Annotated in this window: 17 protein-coding genes; 4 read left to right on the forward strand and 13 right to left on the reverse strand. The window is 64.2% G+C overall.

All coding sequences use genetic code 11. The features are described 5' to 3' along the window. Window positions 1-56: 56 nt before the first annotated feature. Both HV796_RS19125 and HV796_RS19130 read right to left on the reverse strand, forming a co-directional pair. Window positions 57-1,187 (reverse strand): ABC transporter ATP-binding protein, encoded by a 1,131-nt coding sequence (locus tag HV796_RS19125; protein WP_175228064.1) that lies wholly within the window; start codon window positions 1,185-1,187, stop codon window positions 57-59. Then, entirely contained in the window at window positions 1,184-2,227 is a 1,044-nt protein-coding gene (locus HV796_RS19130; RefSeq protein WP_175228065.1) for an ABC transporter ATP-binding protein, read from the reverse strand. Before HV796_RS19130 ends, HV796_RS19125 begins: the two co-directional genes overlap by 4 nt. Window positions 2,228-2,362: 135 nt before the next feature. Here HV796_RS19130 and HV796_RS19135 point away from each other — a divergent pair, with 135 nt between their 5' ends. Then, window positions 2,363-3,226: a LysR family transcriptional regulator gene (locus HV796_RS19135; protein ID WP_175228066.1), complete on the forward strand. Its 864-nt coding sequence runs from the start codon at window positions 2,363-2,365 to the stop codon at window positions 3,224-3,226. Between the two features lie 70 nt (window positions 3,227-3,296). Here HV796_RS19135 and HV796_RS19140 read toward each other — a convergent pair whose 3' ends face one another. The 3 genes from HV796_RS19140 to HV796_RS19150 form a co-directional block, all read right to left on the reverse strand. Further along, the gene (locus HV796_RS19140; RefSeq protein WP_175228067.1) at window positions 3,297-3,575 is read right to left on the reverse strand and encodes a hypothetical protein; all 279 of its coding nucleotides are present in this window, start codon (window positions 3,573-3,575) and stop codon (window positions 3,297-3,299) included. A gap of 8 nt (window positions 3,576-3,583) precedes the next feature. Beyond that, window positions 3,584-4,066, reverse strand: a complete 483-nt coding sequence (locus tag HV796_RS19145) for a DUF2778 domain-containing protein (protein WP_175228068.1) — start codon at window positions 4,064-4,066, stop codon at window positions 3,584-3,586. A 485-nt stretch (window positions 4,067-4,551) separates the two neighbouring features. Further along, window positions 4,552-6,036: an MDR family MFS transporter gene (locus HV796_RS19150; RefSeq protein ID WP_377693182.1), complete on the reverse strand. Its 1,485-nt coding sequence runs from the start codon at window positions 6,034-6,036 to the stop codon at window positions 4,552-4,554. Between the two features lie 227 nt (window positions 6,037-6,263). Between HV796_RS19150 and HV796_RS19160 the strand changes: the two genes are divergently transcribed. Beyond that, complete coding sequence (locus HV796_RS19160) at window positions 6,264-6,569, forward strand: hypothetical protein (protein WP_175228071.1); 306 nt, start codon at window positions 6,264-6,266, stop codon at window positions 6,567-6,569. 41 nt (window positions 6,570-6,610) lie between these two features. On the opposite strand, the gene HV796_RS19165 is transcribed toward HV796_RS19160, so the two are convergent. The 3 genes from HV796_RS19165 to HV796_RS19175 all read right to left on the reverse strand — a co-directional run bounded on the left by HV796_RS19165 (window position 6,611) and on the right by HV796_RS19175 (window position 10,491). Next, window positions 6,611-7,159, reverse strand: a complete 549-nt coding sequence (locus tag HV796_RS19165; protein WP_175228072.1) for a GAF domain-containing protein — start codon at window positions 7,157-7,159, stop codon at window positions 6,611-6,613. 11 nt (window positions 7,160-7,170) lie between these two features. Then, window positions 7,171-8,592 (reverse strand): MFS transporter, encoded by a 1,422-nt coding sequence (locus HV796_RS19170; protein WP_175228073.1) that lies wholly within the window; start codon window positions 8,590-8,592, stop codon window positions 7,171-7,173. 117 nt (window positions 8,593-8,709) lie between these two features. Then, window positions 8,710-10,491, reverse strand: a complete 1,782-nt coding sequence (locus HV796_RS19175) for a gamma-glutamyltransferase family protein (protein ID WP_175228074.1) — start codon at window positions 10,489-10,491, stop codon at window positions 8,710-8,712. 210 nt (window positions 10,492-10,701) lie between these two features. Here HV796_RS19175 and HV796_RS19180 point away from each other — a divergent pair, with 210 nt between their 5' ends. Further along, the gene (locus tag HV796_RS19180; protein WP_175228075.1) at window positions 10,702-11,385 is read left to right on the forward strand and encodes a FadR/GntR family transcriptional regulator; all 684 of its coding nucleotides are present in this window, start codon (window positions 10,702-10,704) and stop codon (window positions 11,383-11,385) included. 121 nt (window positions 11,386-11,506) lie between these two features. Here HV796_RS19180 and HV796_RS19185 read toward each other — a convergent pair whose 3' ends face one another. The 4 genes from HV796_RS19185 to HV796_RS19200 form a co-directional block, all read right to left on the reverse strand. Further along, window positions 11,507-11,797, reverse strand: a complete 291-nt coding sequence (locus HV796_RS19185) for a hypothetical protein (protein ID WP_175228076.1) — start codon at window positions 11,795-11,797, stop codon at window positions 11,507-11,509. 105 nt (window positions 11,798-11,902) lie between these two features. Further along, entirely contained in the window at window positions 11,903-13,261 is a 1,359-nt protein-coding gene (locus HV796_RS19190; RefSeq protein WP_175228077.1) for a class-II fumarase/aspartase family protein, read from the reverse strand. Window positions 13,262-13,294: 33 nt separating this feature from the next. Beyond that, window positions 13,295-14,461 (reverse strand): enolase C-terminal domain-like protein, encoded by a 1,167-nt coding sequence (locus HV796_RS19195; RefSeq protein ID WP_175228078.1) that lies wholly within the window; start codon window positions 14,459-14,461, stop codon window positions 13,295-13,297. 31 nt (window positions 14,462-14,492) lie between these two features. Further along, window positions 14,493-15,839, reverse strand: coding sequence for a cation:dicarboxylate symporter family transporter (locus HV796_RS19200; protein ID WP_175228079.1), 1,347 nt, complete (start codon window positions 15,837-15,839; stop codon window positions 14,493-14,495). Window positions 15,840-16,136: 297 nt separating this feature from the next. Between HV796_RS19200 and HV796_RS19205 the strand changes: the two genes are divergently transcribed. Then, entirely contained in the window at window positions 16,137-16,862 is a 726-nt protein-coding gene (locus HV796_RS19205) for a GntR family transcriptional regulator (protein ID WP_175228080.1), read from the forward strand. 9 nt (window positions 16,863-16,871) lie between these two features. On the opposite strand, the gene HV796_RS19210 is transcribed toward HV796_RS19205, so the two are convergent. After that, window positions 16,872-17,585 (reverse strand): FadR/GntR family transcriptional regulator, encoded by a 714-nt coding sequence (locus tag HV796_RS19210; RefSeq protein ID WP_175228081.1) that lies wholly within the window; start codon window positions 17,583-17,585, stop codon window positions 16,872-16,874. Window positions 17,586-17,596 lie beyond the last annotated feature (11 nt).

Below are 17,596 nucleotides of genomic sequence, written 5' to 3' on the forward strand. Positions count from 1 at the left end.
AATAAATCGGTGTGGTGTCAGTTTTTCCTGCGCGACCGGCGCGTGATTGCGCTGCATCACCCGGCCGCGCTTGTCGCCTGCGCGGCCTGGCGTTCGCGATAGATCGCGAGGCGCTCGGTCAGCTTCGTGCTGACGCGCGCGGCGAGCGGCGCGCCGCCGCCCGCGTTCTGGATCTCGCGCCAGAAGTGACACGCGACGCGCCGTCCGTCCGCGAGCGTTTCGCTGGCCGGCCGCTCCTGCGAGCACAGCGGCCTCGCGTGAGGGCAACGCGGATGAAACCGGCAGCCCGGCGGCGGCGCGGTCGGGCTCGGCAGGTCGCCGCTCAACGCCGCTCGCGTGCGCCGCTCGTGCGGGTTGCTGACCGGAATCGCGCCCAGCAGCGCCTGCGTGTACGGATGCAGCGGCGTGTCGAATAGCGCATCGACGTCGGCGAGTTCGACGATCTCGCCGAGATACATCACCGCGACGCGGTCGCTCATATGGCGGATCACCGCGAGATCGTGCGCGACCATGATCAGCGTGAGGCCGAGATCCTGCTTCAGCGTCTCGAGCAGGTTGATCACCTGCGCCTGCACGGATACGTCGAGCGCCGACACCGGTTCATCGCCGACAATCAGTTTGGGTTCGCCCGCCAGCGCGCGCGCAATGCCGATCCGCTGCCGCTGGCCGCCGGAAAACTCATGCGGATAGCGATCGGCGTAAGCCGGCTGCAACCCGACCGTGCGCAGCAATTGCGCAACACGCTCGCGACGCTCGGCGCCGTTGCGCGCGAGCCTGTGCAGCGCGACCGGCTCGCCGACGATCTGCCCGACGGTCATGCCCGGATTCAACGACGCGAACGGGTCCTGGAAGATCAGCTGCATCTCGCGGCGCAGCCGCTGCATCGGCGCGCCATGCAGATGCGTGATGTCGCGCCCCTGGTACAGCACGCGGCCTTGCGTCGAATCGATCAGCCGCAGCAGCAGCCGGCCGAGCGTCGACTTGCCGCAGCCGGATTCGCCGACGATCGCGAAGGTTTCGCCGGCCTCGACCGCGAACGACACGTCGTTGACCGCGTACACAACCGGCGTGCGCGTGAACAGATGACGGGCACCGCCGAAGTGCCTGGTCAGCGCGCGCGCTTCGATGATCGGCGCACGCGGTACGCCGACACCGACAGCGTGCGACGGATCGGACCTGTCTGTCATGCAACCTCCTTGCGCATCGGCGCGGCCTGATACTGCCCCGCGCCGGGCGCGGACTGCTCGACCGGTGCGAGCCAGCACGCGACGCGATGCACGCCCGCAATCGGCTGATCGGGCGGCGCCGCGTCGATACAGCGCTGCGCGGCGAACGGACAACGTGGCGCAAAGCGGCAGCCATCGGGCATCTGTTCAGGAGACGGCACCGAGCCGCGAATCGTCGCGAGCGACCCTTCGCGCTTGCCGGTCGACGGAATCGCGCCCATCAGTCCGATCGTGTACGGATGCTGCGGATCGTCGAACAGATCGGCGACCGTGCCGTATTCGACGATGCGGCCCGCGTACATCACCGCGACATGATCCGCGACCTCCGCGACGACACCGAGGTCGTGCGTGATCAGCACCATCGCGGTACCGGTCTCGGCCTGCAGGTTTCGGATCAGCGCGAGCACCTGCGCCTGAATTGTCACGTCGAGCGCGGTGGTCGGTTCGTCCGCGATCAGCAGGCGCGGCCGGTTCGCGAGGGCCATCGCGATCATCACGCGCTGGCGCATACCGCCGGACAGTTGATGCGGGTACGCGTCGAGCCGCGTTTCCGGCGCCGGAATGCGCACGAGCCGCAGCATCTCGAGCGCCTGCGCACGCGCCTCGGCGCGATCGACGCCGCGATGCCGGCGGACGCTTTCGCCAATCTGCTCGCCCACCGTAAACGCGGGGTTGAGCGACGTCATCGGCTCCTGAAAGATCATCGACAACCGGTTGCCGCGAATATCGGCGAGTTCGCGTTCGGTCAGCGTAAAGAGGTCCTTGCCGTCGAACACCGCGGTGCCCGACACGCGTTGCGCGGGCGGACTGGCGAGCAGCCCCATCAGCGCGAGCGACGTAACGCTTTTGCCGCAGCCCGATTCGCCGACGATGCACAGGGTTTCGCCGCTGCCGACGGCAAACGACACGTTGTCGACGAGATTCGGCATCGCGGCCGAGCGCGAAAACTTCAATGAAAAGCCACTGACCTCGAGTACCGGTCGGCGCTCGGTGTCGCTCATGCTGTGACACTCCCTACGTGCTGGTCGTCCTCGAACGCTATTAAGCGTCGATTGAAACGCAGATTATGAAGTGCGCCACTCGACAGAAAATATTAATATTTCTTGCTGATACTTAAGCTTTTCTTGAGCAAGACCATGCCTACGCTGCGGATGTTGAAAACGTTTCGGGCGGTCGCGCGAACCGGGTCGTTCGCGGCGGCAGCCGAGAAAGTGGCGCTGACGCAGGCTGCGGTCAGCCTGCAGATGCGCGGGCTCGAACAGGCGCTCGGCCGGCAATTATTCGACCGCAGCGGACGGCAAATCGTATTGAGCCGCGACGGCCAGCAGATCTGGCCGAAGGTCGAGCAGATTCTCGATCTGCTCGACGAGCTTGACGCCGACCCGGCGGATTCGATGGTCGGTCCGTTGACGATCGGCGCGGTGGTGTCGGTGATTGGCGCGCTGTCGCTGGTCGTCGCGAATCTGAAGACCGCGCACCCGCAACTCGACGTGAAGCTGCTATCGGCGCGCTCCGATGAGCTTGCGGCATTGGTCGAGGCGGGCGACGTCGACATCGCGGCCGTGGTTGCGCGCGCGGATGCGACGCTGCCCGACACGCTCAAGTGGACCACGCTGTACAGCGAGCCGCTGATGCTGGTCGTCAGCAGCGAGATTGCCGATAACGACCCGCAGCGCATTCTGCGTAGCCACGGCTTTCTGCGTTTCGACCGACGCGTGCGGACTGGGCGCGTCGTCGAACAGGCGCTGCAAAAGGCGGGGTTGAGCGTCAACGAATACCTGGAGCTCAACTCGATCGAGACGATCGTCGCGCTGGTGCGCGAAAACGTCGGTGTCGCGGTGCTGCCGCTGCTGCATCGGGGCAACTGGCGCAACGATTCGTCGCTGCGCGTGCTGTCGATTGCGAATCCGCCGATGCTGCGTACGGTCGGGATGATTCAGCGCGCGTCGTATGACCGGCCGGGGATCACGCAGGCGATCATCGATACGCTGCATGGGTGAGCGTCCTCCGGCCCGGCGCGACCGCATTGACGCGCGCTGGTATCTGCCGCTTCAAGCTGTCCATGCAAGCTTAAGATCGTTCGGTGTGACGGTCCCTGAAACGTCGCACCGTGAAGACCAGCAGCCACAGCATCAGGCCGGTGAGTGTCCACGATATCGAGGCAACGATCACGGTCGCCATGTTTTCAGCGTCCTCCGGGTTGTATTCCTGTCCCAAACCGGTAACGCGGATAGCGAACATGGTCGAATCGTGAAGCCAATCGGGCATAGGTGCGGGCCATTGAAGATAGACGTTCGCGATCGACCTTCCAATGACGAACGTCAGCAGGATGAACAGACCAATACGCATTGCCCGTTTCATCGCACGTCCACGATTCCGTATGCCTTGTCATTCGTACCAGGCACAGGAACGTCAGGTGGCCGAGAGCGCAGATGACGTTCAAGCCTGTCAAACTCGGCACCGGATTGCACGGTAATACATCCTTCGCTAAGTCTTAGCTGACCTTCCGGATGCAGACGAAACGCACCTCGTTTGACATCGTTGATAAACGTTGAGTCACCTGTCCGTTCATTCCAGAGCATGAACCACCTGGAGCGGTCGGTCGTGAAAGGGTCATAGGACGAAACCAGATCATAGAACCATCCTAAACGGCCCCCGGAACGCCGGTCGAGGAGATAGCATCTTCCCGGCGGGATTGGCCCGATCTTTTCCATAGCAACAGCCTGCGGATTGTCACGCCCATCCTTTTGCCCTGAATAGGCTGCAATGCCGCCAAAGCCCGAGCAATAGAGTGTTGAGGTCGGCTCGTTGTTTAGCCTGAAAGTGCACTGTACTGGCATTGTCCGGCCTCTTCATACAGTGCGCCGTGCATCGGCAAACAACAGGTTGCCATCATGATCGTTCCACGCGATTTCACCATATCGCACGTCAACAATTTTGAAGTGCGTCCGGTGTGCGTAGTGATGCTCCCTTATGTTTAACAGTCCTGGCGAGATTGACGCGATCCTTATGTTCTTCATGGACATCTCCTGTTTGAAAAAGGTCAAGTTCAGTCGAGACCGATTTCTAGCAGGTCGCCATGGATCACTTGTAAAAAAATCTTGCGATCTATCGCGTATATGCGTGTCGTGTCGTGATTCCGCGTGGCGTCACGCCGATACCGGCATACACGCGCAATCCAAGGGCGTCATCCATCGTCAGCCGACTGCTCGCTAACGACGTGCCGACCGCCCGGACAAATGGCGTGTCGATCCTCAAACGGTTCCTATCGTGCGTGGGCGAACTCGCGCCGAAGATCGTGAAGTGCGATGCCTGAACGTAAGGCTCAATGCGCGACGGGCGTCGGCACCTCATGCGCACGGCGAATCGCGACCGACGGCACCAGCATCGCGAGCAGCAGTACCGCGATCGACACCACCAGCACCACCGCAAACGTCAGATGCAGCGACTGCTGCAACGCGAGCCGCACCCCCAGATCCGCGCTGCCCAGTTTGTTCGCGGACGCATCGAGCGCCGCGCGCAGTTGATCCGGCGTCACCGCGCCGATCTTCTTCGCATGCGCCAGCCCGAAGTTGAACACCGCGCCGAACAGCGTCGCGCCGAGCGTGCTGCCCAGATTGCGCGAGAACAGATTCGACGCGGTCGCCGCGCCGCGCTGACCGGCCACGACGATTTCCTGTATCAGCACCAGCGCGGCCGTCGCCGCCAGCCCCATGCCAAAGCCCATCACCAGCGAACCGGATGCGGCCATCACCGGCACACTGTCCATCCCCATCAGTGCGAATACCGCGCCGCCGGCCGGAATAAACACGCTGCCGACCACGAGAATCGAGCGCAGGTTGTAGCGCCGGAACAGGCGCGCGGAGATCGTCGCACCGACCGGCCAGCCGACCATCATCACTGTCAGCGCCATCCCGGCCACCACCGGCGAGCGTTGCAACACGCCTTGCACGTAAATCGGCAGAAAGGTCGTGACGCCCATCAGCACCATGCCGGTCAGCAGCGTCGACGCGTTGGTCGCAGCGACCGGCCGGCGCCCCCACAGCGCAAACGAAATCATCGGCTCGGGCGCGCGCCGCTCCTGCATCACGAACAGCACGGACGCCACCGCGCAAACCGCGCACGCGTAGAGCGCACGTTCGCCTTCGGAGGCGCCCGCGTCGGTCAGCGCGATCATCAGCGCCGCGACCGCGACGGTGAAGAGCGCCGCGCCGGTGATATCGATCGACCGACGCTGACGCCCCGGTTTCTCGTGCAGGAACGCGATAAACCCCGCCATTGCCGCGAGCCCGATTGGCACGTTCATCCAGAAGATCCACGCCCATGACAGGTCGCGGATGATCAAACCGCCGACCATCGGCCCGACCACCGCCGAGACGGCCCAGACACTCGCGAGATAGCCCTGCACCTTGCCGCGCTCGTGCGCCGGATAGAGATCGCCGACGATCGTCATCGCGACCGGCTGGATCGCACCAGCGCCGATCCCCTGGATCAGCCGGAACGCGATCATCGCCGGCATCGACCACGCGAAGCCGGCCAGCACGGAGCCCGCGAGAAAGATCGCGATGCCGACCAGCATCACCGGCTTGCGTCCGAACAGATCGGCGAGCTTGCCGAACACGACGGTCATCGCGGTCTGCGCAAGTAGAAACGATGAAAAGACCCAGCTATAGAGATTGAGTCCGCCTAGCTGCGTTGCGATCTGCGGCATGGCGGTGGAGACGATCGTCATTTCGATCGCGATCATGGCCGTCGATGCCATGACCGATGCAATAACGAGCGCACGTCCGGAACTGCGCGATTCGGGCATTTAACGTGTAGGGAAATTCGAGTGCGGGGACAGATGATGCGAAGTGACTTCGCTTCGCTGCAAGAGCCGCATTCTGCCAGCCCGTGACGATTCGTGCTGGCGGTCGGCTCGCCGCGTACCGCCGCTCAAATGGAGATTAAAGATATCTTTAATGAAGTCGTAAACAATCTGGAAGCTTCGGCGACGCGCAGGCGCTTGATTACCGACATCGACAACGGGGAGCCATCATGAGAATTGCAGGCCGGCAGTACTTCGAAAACTTGCGCAACGTGCTGGTCGCGAAGAAACAGTTGCAGGACAAGGGCTCGAAACCCGGCGCGGACGATGGCGTCGTCACGACGCAAGACATCAGGAAAGGGACCTTGTTCGGGGTTCTCTGGCCCGATTCCCAGTCTGGCCAGACGGCGGGCCAGACAACGAGCCACGCATCCCGGCACACAAGCGGTCACAAGCCGGTGCAGCCAGCGTCACCCAGTCCGGCCGATAACGGCACGAGCAAACCGTCCGATTCACAAATCGATATCTACGTTTGAGGACCGCCGCGCACGGCGCAGCACGTGCGGGTCTGCTTGCGTCACGCGCAGCCGGCTATCATCCGCGGCGCCGCTTTGGGTTTTGCATGGCGTTGATACAGCGCGAGCGGCGCGGCGAGAAACGACGCGAGCAGCAACCCCGCTGCCTCGTGCGCCTGCGTGTACCAGCCTTCGACATGCGTCAGGTTCATCGTCCCGACGCAGCGCCCGTCATACGCGACCGGAATATTCAGAATCGAGCCGAGCCCCATACCGGTAATCACCGCATGATCGTCGAACGCGGCGCGAATGCCGTCCGGGTCGGTCGCCCGAAACGGCCGCAGGTTCTCAAGCGTGTGCCCGGCCCACACGCTGCCGCGCTTCTTCTTGCGCCCGCCTAGCGGATAAACCGTCGGCATGTTCGTGTACAGGCGTTCGACCTCGTAACGCTCAGTGTCGAACGACATGATCGTGAATAGCTTGCAGCCCAGCGATTCGCAAGCGACCGCGTAGACTTCGCGAAAAATCGCCTCGGGCTGCTGGGCGACGCGCAGCGCAAGCGCGAGCCGTGACAGGTCGTTCAGTTCGAGCGGGCGGGGTTCAGTTTGCATGTCGAGGTCATTCAGCCATGAATCCGCGTCGAGCCACGCAGATCGTCCAGGTCGGGCCGCGCGGCCAGTTCCTGCTGTTCGATATCTTCGAGCGAGCGGTTCCGCGTCTCGATGCCGAGAAAGTACACAATCGACGCGCCGACCACGAGCACCGCGGTGGTCATGCCGAACACGCCGATAAAACCGAATGCCGGATACACGAAGCCGACCAGAATCGGCGCGCTAACCGAGCCGATCCGCCCGAACGACGATGACGAACCGACGCCGGTCGTGCGCACCGCGGTCGGGAAGATCTCGGGCGTGTACGCATAGACGCCGGCAAACGCACCGTTCATGAAAAACGACAGGCCCATGCCCGCAGCCATGATTGCGAGTTCGCTATGCGACAGCGCAAGAAAAACCGCCGCCACCGCACCAAGCAACATATACGACGACACCACCGCTTTGCGCCCGAGGCGTTCGTTCAGGTACGCGGCGGAGAAATAGCCGGGAATCTGCGATGCGTAGATCGCGATCGAATAGCCGAAGCTTTGCGTGATCGTCAAACCCTGCTTGACGAGCAGACTTGGAATCCACGAGAAGAATGAGTAGTACGCGAACGCGACGGAGAACCACATCGCCCAGCTGATCGCGGTGACGCCCGCAAGCTGCGTTGACCATAGCGCGGCGATATTGCGCAGCGCGCCGCCGCGTGCGCCGCGCCCCGGTAACAGCGGTCCGTCATAAACGATCGAACGCACCGGCGCAAGCGTCAAGCCACGCTTGATATAACCATCCTCGACGCTCGTCACGATCCGATCGGCTTCACGCATCCGTCCGCGACTCTCGAGCCAGCGCGGCGACTCGGGCAGCAACCTCCTCCACCACAGCAGCATCACGACCGGCACCGCGGTGAGCATCGCGACATAGCGCCAGCCTTCCGCGAAATTGCGCACCACCGTAAAGCCCAGCACCGACGACGTCAGATAGCCGAACGACATGAAGCCGACCAGCGCACCGCAGAAGAGGCCGCGATAGCGGCGCGGCACGAACTCCGCAAGAAACGGCGCGATCACCACCGCCTCGGCGCCCGAGCCAAAGCCCGCGATGATCCGCAGCGCGAAGAACGCGTGCCAGTTGTCGACGAGGCCGCTCGCGAACGACGCGACGCAGTAAATGGACAGCGCGCTCATCATGATGCGCCGGCGCCCGATTACATCCGCGGTCACGCCCGACAGGAACGCGCCGAAGAAGTAGCCGATATAGGTGCTGCTCGCGACAAGCCCGGTCTGCGCGCTGCCCAGATGCCATAGCTTGCTGACGATCGGCAGCAGAAAAGCAAGCGACGACGAGTCGAGGCCGTCGAACAGATAGCCGAGTCCGCCGATGATCAACAGCTTTCGATGAAAGCCTGACAACGGTAAGCGTTCGAGTCGAGCCGCAACAGTAGACATGAGCCTGCCCCCCCAGAAAGCACTGCCGGTACCGCATGTTCGATTTAGCGGACATCTGCGATGCGTGTCCGGCACTCCCGCGACCTCCAGCCTCGACCGACGACCGCACGCCTACGCCTAGCGGCCGATCGCATACGCCTGCATCTGACGCGGCGTCGCCGCGCCGCGCATCAGGCCGTCGCGCAGGCTCACCGCGCAGACACGCCCCAGCGCCCACGGTTCGGCAACCGTGAGGTCGTGTCCTCTTGCGCGCAATGCATCGAGCGTGCGCTCCGGAAAGCGCGCTTCGGCGGACATCTTGCCGAGCTGCATCGCACGTGGATAGAACGACCCCGGAAAATGCGCGGTCTGAAACGATGGCGCGTCGATCGCCGCCTGCAGGTTCATGCCTGCATGCACGTGCCTCAGGAACAGTTGCAGCGACCATTGGTCCTGCTGGTCGCCACCCGGCGAGCCGAATGCCGCATACGGCGCGCCGCCGTGCGTGACGAGCGTCGGCGACAGCGTCGTGCGCGGCCGGCGGCCGGGACCGAGCGACGATGGCAAGCCGTCCTCCATCCAGAACATCTGCGCGCGCGTCGTCACGTTGAAGCCCAGGCCGGGCACAGCCGGCGACGCCTGCAGCCAGCCACCCGACGGCGTCGCCGACACCATGTTGCCCCAACGATCGACGATATCCAGATGCACCGTATCGCCGCGCAACTCCGGCAGCGGCGCGAAGGTCGGCTCGCCCTGGCCGCAGCCGCCAGGCTGCTGCCGTCCCGCGCTCGCGACGATCTTGGCCGCGCGCTGCCGGCTGTCGCCGAGTTCGCCCGGGCGGAACACGAGCGACGCGCGCGTGGGGTCGACGAGCTTGCGGCGCGCGTCGTTGTAGGTGTCGGAGAGCAGGATGTCGAGCGGCACTTCCGCGTGCAGCGGATCACCATAAAACACTTCGCGGTCCGCGAACGCGAGCTTCGCGCACTCGATCACCGTATGCACGAAGTCGGGACCGAGCGGATCGAGGCCCGCGAGATCGAAGCCTTTCAATAGCGCGAGCTGCTGAAGGAAAACCGGCCCTTGTCCCCATGGGCCGGTCTTGTGCACCGTGAACCCCGCGTAGTCGTACGACACCGGCTCCTCGTATGCGGGCATCCAGCGCGCGAGATCGTCGCCGGTCAGCAGGCCGTGGTTGCGCCGGCCCGAAGTATCGAGCACTGCGGTCGTATGAAAGTACCGGTCGATCGCCTCCGCGACGAACCCCGCATAGAATGCGCGACGCGCGCGCTCGCATTGCGCGGCCCGCTCGCCGGTGCCCGCCTCTTCCAGAATGCGCCGGTAGGTCGCCGCAATCGACGGATTGCGGAACAGCGCGTTCGCCCGCGGCGCTTCGCCGTCGCGCAGCCATTGTTGCGCGGAGGTCGGCCATTCGCTGTTGAAGAAGTCCTGAATCGCGAGAATCGATGCCGCCATCCGCGGCACCACCGGGTAGCCGTTCTCCGCGTAACCGATCGCATAGCCGAGCACGTCCTGCAACGGCAGCTGGCCGTAGTCACGCAGCAGCATCATCCATGCGCCGAACGCGCCCGGCACAACCGCGGGCAGCAAGCCGGTGCCGGGCACCACGTCGAGCCCCATGCCGCGCATCCGCTCGATGGTCATCGTGGCCGGCGTCACGCCTTGCCCGCATAGCACCCGCACGCGCCGTTCGCGCGCGCTGTAGAAGACCACCGGCAACTCGCCGCCCGGCCCGTTCAGATGAGGCTCGACGATTTGCAGCACGAAGCCTGCCGCCGCTGCCGCATCGAATGCATTGCCGCCCTTTTCGAGCACCGCCATCGCGGACGCCGTGGCGAGCCAGTGCGTCGACGCCGCCATGCCGAAGGTGCCGATCAGTTCGGGACGCGTCGTGAAAGCCATGAATCGATCTCTTGATAAACCGCTAACGACGAACCCTGAACTGAACCAATTACGATTGGTTCGCCTCGCCAATGCGCTTCATTTAGCACCGAAGAACGCGCTATCCTGCTGATGCTTCATCATCAATAAGCACTGGTCAAGAAAAAGATTGAAAACGCTTCCATCCTGCTAATATTGAACCAATCCAAGATTGGTTCGGAGGCGGAAGCGATGTCTGATAGGCAAGTGCTGGACCGTGTTATCGACTACATCGCGCGGCACGAGCTTCGGGACGGCGACCTGCTCCCCGCGGAGCGTCAGTTCGCGGAAGATCTGTCAATCAGCCGGCGTGAACTGCGCGCCGCGCTCGCGTCGCTTGAAGCGGGTGGCCGGATCTGGCGCGGTGTCGGCCGCGGCACGTATCTCGGCGCGCGCCCGCTGAAGTTCTCGCAGAAGCTGAGCGGCCTGAGCGTCGGCACGAGTCCGTCGGATGTCGCCGAGATGCGGGTGATGATCGAGCCGGCGCTTGTTGCGCTCGCAACGATGAAGGCAAGCGCTGCCGATCTCGCCGAGCTCGACAAGATCGCACGCAAAAACGCGGCGACGCGCGACGACTACGAATGGCAGCAATGGGATCACCGCTTTCATCTGCTGCTCGCGCAGGCGACGCGCAACCCGGCGATCATCGCGTTGCTCGAGGCCATCAACGGCGTGCGCGTGCAGCCCACGCTGCGCGAGAAAACCGTGGATCACGAAACACGCCGGCACTTCGCGGAACAGCACCAGGCGATTGTTGCCGCGATGATCGCGCGCGATAGCGAGCTCGCGGAGCAGCGGATGCGCGAGCATCTGCTGAGCGTACAGATGAGAGTGAGCGCGCGTGAGAAAAGCGCGCCACGCGCGGAGAGTGTGTAAGGGCGGCCCGTCTGGACCGCCCCGTGCCGGCGGGCTCACGCGCTGCGGGCGAGAACCGCCAGCCGGGCGCTCCCTCGCGGCCTGCCGCCGCTAACTCAGTGAGGCCGCGAACAACACTGCATCAATGCCAGTCGTGATGTTCGTGCCACTCATGCTCGCGCCACTCGTGGCGGCGCCATTCGCGTTCACGCCATGCGCGGCGCTCACGCCAGTCAGGACCGTAGCCATAGCCCACCGCGACGGGCGCCTGCGCGACCACCACCGGAGGCGGCGGCGGCGCCGCATAAACCGGTGCCGCAGGCACGACCAACGGCACCCCCAGTCCGACGGCCACATCCACATGCGCCGATGCCGCTGTCGACGCACCCAACACTGTGAGACCCAGTACCGCGCCGAGCACCTTCTTGTTCATTTTCGACTCCTTGCACGTTGAGTGCGTGACGATGAAACTGGTTTGCAGTGTATGAGTCGATGTTTGACACAGGTGCTACGCTGATCGCACATTCGTAACAGGACGTTAGCGGCTGTTCGCCGATGCATGCGCAACATGACGCGCCATCAGCGCGGCCGCACCGAGATACCTGGACGGATCGGTCAATGCGCGCAGTTGCGCATCGTCGAAGCGTTCGCGGATCACCCCGTTGGCCGACAGCACGTCGTACAACGTGCGGCTTTCGTCGATCGCGACACGGCACGCGTCATACACCACATCGTGCGCGTGCTGACGGCCTAGTGCCGGCGCGAGCCCCATCATCACCGCTTCGGCAACGATCAAGCCGCCCGTCAGATCGAGATTCCTGCGCATCCGCGCTGCGTCCACGTGCAGCCCGCGCAACATGAAGTTCGCCTGATGCAGCGCGCTCGACGCGAGCAGGAAGCTTTCCGGCACCGCGCTCCATTCGAGGTGCCACGGGCCGGTCGCGCGCTCGAAATCATGCATCATCCCGTCGAGCATCAGAGCGGCGCGCTCGCGCAGCATCTTCGCCGCCGCGAACATCAGTTCGCTCGAAATCGGATTGCGCTTTTGCGGCATCGTTGAGCTTGCACCGCGGCCCGGCACGAACGGCTCCGCGACTTCACCGAATTCCGACGCGGCCATCATCATCACGTCGATGCTGATCTTGCCGAGCGACCCGCCGATGCTCGCAAGCAGCGACACCAGCTCGCATAGGCCATCGCGCGCGACATGCCACGTTATCTCAGGGTTGCGCAACCCGAGTTCCTGCGCCAGCCGCCGCCGCGTATCGAGCGCGCGCACCGGGTCGCCGAGCGACGCGAGCGTGCCCGCCGCACCGCCGAACTGCACCATCAGCACGCGTGCTTTTGCCTGTTGCAAGCGCTCCGCATGCCGATCCAACGCGGACAGCCATACCGCTGCGCGAAACCCGAACGTGACCGGCAACGCATGCTGCAAATGCGTGCGGCCCGCGGTCACCGTATCCGCGTATCGGTCGGCGAGATCGCGCAGCGCTTCGCGCACTTCGTCGAGCTGGCGTGTGATGATGCCGACACCTCGCTGACACTGCAGCATCGTCGCGGTATCCATGATGTCCTGCGTCGTCGCGCCCCAATGCACGTAACGGCCCGCTGCGCCGCACATCTCGCTCAACTGCTTGACGAGCGGCAGGATCGGATAACCGACAATCTCCGTTTCATGACGCAGTTGATCAAGATCGAGCTTCGCGAAATCCGCGCGCTCGGTGATCTCGCGCGCAGCCTGCTCGGGAATCAGGCCCGCTTGCGCCTCGGCGCGCGCAAGCGCGGTCTCCGCGTCGATGCAGCGGGCCAGATACGCGGTATCGGAAAACACGTCGCGCATCTCGGGCGTGCCGAACATATCGCGAAACAGCGCGGAGTCGAAAACAGTGGTGGCCATCGTCGTCAGTTCCTCAAACTTTCCATTTTTCAATCAGGCTGCAAGGCGTTCGAGCCAGGGGCGCAACCCGTCTTTTTCCTCGAGTCCGAAGCCGGCGGCGTCGGTCGGACGCACGAGGCCGCCGCCGATCCCGCATCCGGCCGGATAGCCGCCGAACGGCTGAAACACGCCCGGGTACGCTTCGCAGCCGCCCAGTTCGAGGCCGACCGCGATGTGCAGGTTGATCAGATGGCCACCATGCGGATACGCGTGCGCGCGATCGAAGCCGCGGTTTTCGATCAGCTCGATCATTCGCGCGTACTCAGTGAGCCCGTATGCAAGGCCCGCGTCCATCTGGAACACGTCCTTGCCCGGCCGCATGCCGCCGAACAGCGCCAGGTTCTTCACGTCCGCGAGCGAGAACAGGTTTTCCCCGGTCGCGATCCGCCCCGCGTACGCCTGGGCGACCTGACGGTTCAGGTCGAAATCGAGCGGATCGCCAATCTCTTCGTACCAGCGCAGGTCGTAGGGCGCGATCGCTTCAGCGTACGCAAGCGCGGTGTCGAGATCGAAGCGGCCGTTCGCGTCGACCGCGAGCCGCTGCCCGGCGCCCGCGACGGAAAGCGCCGCTTCGATACGCGCGAGGTCCTGCACGAGGCTCGCGCCGCCGATCTTCATCTTGAACGCGTCAAAACCCATCTCGCGGTATCTGTCGAACTCATCGGCAAGGCGTTGCGTGCTCTCTTCCGGGTAGTAGTAGCCCCCCGCCGCATACACGTCGACGCCTTCGGCCTTGCCGCGCCGATCAAAACGGCGCGCGATCGTCACGTGCGCGGGTTCGTCGCGCAGCTTCGCGTTCAGGTCCCACACGGCCAGCTCGATCGCACCGGCGGCCGCCGCGCGGTCGCCATGGCCGCCGGGCTTTTCGTTGCGCAGCACCGTCTTTAGCACCGTCTCGGGGTCGAAGCCTGCGCCGCTCGCATCGAGCAAACTATCGGGCGCCGCGGCGACGAGCCGCGGAATCATCCGGTCACGCAGAATGCCGCCTTGCGCGAAGCGCCCGATCGAATCGAACGCATAGCCGATCAACGGCTTGCCGTTGCGTATCACGTCGGTGTGCAGCGCGACCAGCGACACGTCGTGCTCCGCGAAACTCACCAGCGCATTTGCCACATTGCCTTCGAGCGGGACCGATATCTCCCTGACGGCGGTAATACGCATAACGCTCAACCCTTTCTTGAATGAACCGGAATCAGATGACCTTGCCGGGCCGCGTGCCGAAGACGCGCTGATACTCATCGCGCGCCGCTTGCTCGTCGAACTCGCCGGACGACTTCGCGATCACCAGCGTCGCGACACTATTGCCGATCGAGTTGCAGATCGCGACCGCTTGCGACGTGAAGCGATTGATACCGAACAGAATGGGCAACCCTTCGATCGGCAACATGCCGGACGCTGTGACGGTGGCCGCAAACACGATGAACGTGCCGCCCGACACGGTCGCCGCGCCCTTCGACGTGATCAGCATCAACACCAGCAGCCCCAGCTGCTGATGCAGACTGAGCGGCACGCCGTATGCGTTGGCGACGAACATCACGCACAGCGACATATAGACGGCGGTGCCGTCGAGATTGAACGCATAGCCGGTGGGCAGGACGAGGCCGGTCGACTGCCGCGAGCAGCCAAGCCGCTCGAGCTTCTCGAACAGGCGTGGCAACGCGCTTTCCGACGATGCGGTCGCGAACAGCAGGAAAATCTCGTCCTTGAAGTAGCGCAAAAAGCGCAACACGTTGAAGCCGTACACGCGCAGCACGATGCCGAGCACCACGACGACGAAGAACGCCAGCGTCAGGTACATCACGATCAGCAGATAGCCTAGCGAGATCACCGCGCTCATGCCGCTGCTGCCGATCGCGAACGCGATCGAGCCGAACGCGCCGAGCGGCGCGAACTTCATAATCACGTCGACGAATTTGAAAAACACTTCGGACATGCGCGTCAGCGCATGCTCGACGCTGCCGCGCTGCTCGCGTGTGAGCATCAGCAATGCGGCGCCAAAGCCGATCGAAATCACCAGCACCTGCAGCAGCGAGCCGTTCGCAAATGCGCCGACAAAGTTGTCCGGAAACAGCGTGAGCATGAAATGCTCGAGCGACACGGGCGCCGCCTTGCCGTACTGCGCGTGAGCGGCCGCGGCGTCGGCGGCGTTCTGCGTCAGATGCATGCCCGCGCCGACGTCCGACACATTCGCGATCACCATCGCGAACGCGAGCGCGATGGTCGACACGATCTCGAAGTAGATCAGCGCGCGCAGCCCGATGCGGCCGACATTCTTCAGGTCGCCCGCTGCCGCGATGCCCAGTACGACGTTCAGGAACACGAGCGGCGCGACAATCATCTTGATCAGGCGCAGGAAGATGTCGCCGAGAATCTTCATGTCGACCGCCAGCTTCGGCGCGATAAAACCAAGCGCAATGCCGGCCACGATCCCGACCACGATCTGCACGCCAAGGCGCGCGACCAGCGGCGGCCTTTCGCGTGGGGTCGCGCCAGCCGCATCCGGGCTGCGGGGGTGGGCGGTGTCGGTCTGAAAAGCCATGCTCGTCTCCGTTTGCCGTGCGCGCACACGCTCACGCGTCCGGAATTTCATATCGAATAAGTCCGGACATTTAAAATATGTCCGGACTATATTGGCACGATATGAGATGGGTCAACCTCGGGTTTACCTGTATGCTTCGCGGCAGTTCTCCTGCCCGCGCCCGCCTGGCTTGGCAATGCGCGACGCGCGGGCTAGCATTAGCGCGCCTGTAGCGCCGCCAAAAACATGCAGGCTTGCCAGCCGGGTACAAGACGATTTGCCCGAACCCCTGCTTCCCCCCGCGAAAGGACCGTTGCGATGAAACCCCGATACGCCGAGCTGGCGGAGCAACTGATTACGGCGATCGGCAACGGAACCTTCGAAGTCGGCGCGGCGCTGCCCAGCGAGCTTGATCTTTCCGCGCAATACGGCGTGAGCCGCGCGACCGTACGCTCCGCGCTCGAAAAGGTACAGGAGCTCGGGCTGATCTCGCGGCGCAAACGCGCAGGCATCCGCGTCGAAGCGAGCAAGCCGCGTGTCGCATTCGAGCAGTCGATGTCGAGTGTCGAGGATCTGATCCAGTTTGCGGCCGTGACCGAGCGGCACGTACAGGCCATCGGCGAAGTGTCGGCCAGCCCGGCGCTCGCCGCACGGCTTGGCGTCGAGACGGGGTCGCGCTGGCTGCGTGTCGAACTGCTGCGCGTCGATCCGGCGAAGCCCGACCAGCCGATCTGCTGGACCGATGTGTATCTGGAAGCGTCGGTCGGCGCCGGCATCCGGCGCGAGTTGCGCAAGAGCTCAGGGTTGATCTGCGAGATGGTCGAAGCGCGCTTTGGGCGCACGGTGCGCGAGGTGCGCCAGGAAATTCGCGCCACTGGCGTGCCCGCGCGGATCGCGGCGTCGCTCGCGGTCGCAGCGGAGGGGCATGCGCTGGACATCACGCGCCACTATGTCGACCAGCATGGCGTCGTGTTCGAGGTCACGGTTAGCGTGTTTCCGGCGGATCGCTTCACCTACGCGCTGCAATTGCGCCGGCAACGCTGAAGGTGTCGGTCAGGCGCTGAACTGCTCGCCGACAAACGACAGATGCTGCGCCATCGCCTGTGCGGCGCCGTCCGGCGCGCGCGCGCAAATCGCGCGATAAATACTCTCGTGCTGCGCGAGCCGCGCGATCGAGCGCTCCTTCGCGTGCGGCAAGTCGAGCATCGCCGCATAGGTATTGCGCGTGATGTGGTCGCGCAACTGATCGATCACGGTCGTGTAGAAGCGCGTCAACATGAAGTTGTGCGCCATCGCGGCCAATGTCAGATGGAAGTTCGCGTCGCCACGCGCTTCAGCTTCGACGTCGCCGTCCGACACCGCGCGTGTCATATCGTGCAGCACCGTGCCAAGCCGTTGGCGTTCGTCGGCGCTCGCGCGTTCCGCGGCGAAGCGCGCGACACAGCATTCGAAGATCGCACGGAACTCGAGCGTTTCCCTGCGCTGTGGCGCACCCTCACCGCTGCGCTGAAGCCATAGTGAATCGGGCATCGCCTGCGGCGCCGCGCTGACGAATACACCCGCGCCGCGGCGCGTCTCGAGCGCGCCGCGTGCGACGAGCCGCGCCACCGCTTCCCTGACCGTCGAGCGCGACGCACTGAACGCTTCCGCCATCGCGCGCTCGGACGGTAGCCGCGCGCCTGGTCGCAACTGCGGGTCGAGCAGCCGGCTTTCGATTTGCTTGATCACATGATTCAGCGCGCTGTCCGGGCCGCCCCGCTGTGCCATCAGTTGTCTCC

This window comes from Paraburkholderia humisilvae (assembly GCF_902859855.1).
In the GTDB taxonomy this organism is placed as follows: Bacteria; Pseudomonadota; Gammaproteobacteria; order Burkholderiales; family Burkholderiaceae; genus Paraburkholderia; species Paraburkholderia humisilvae.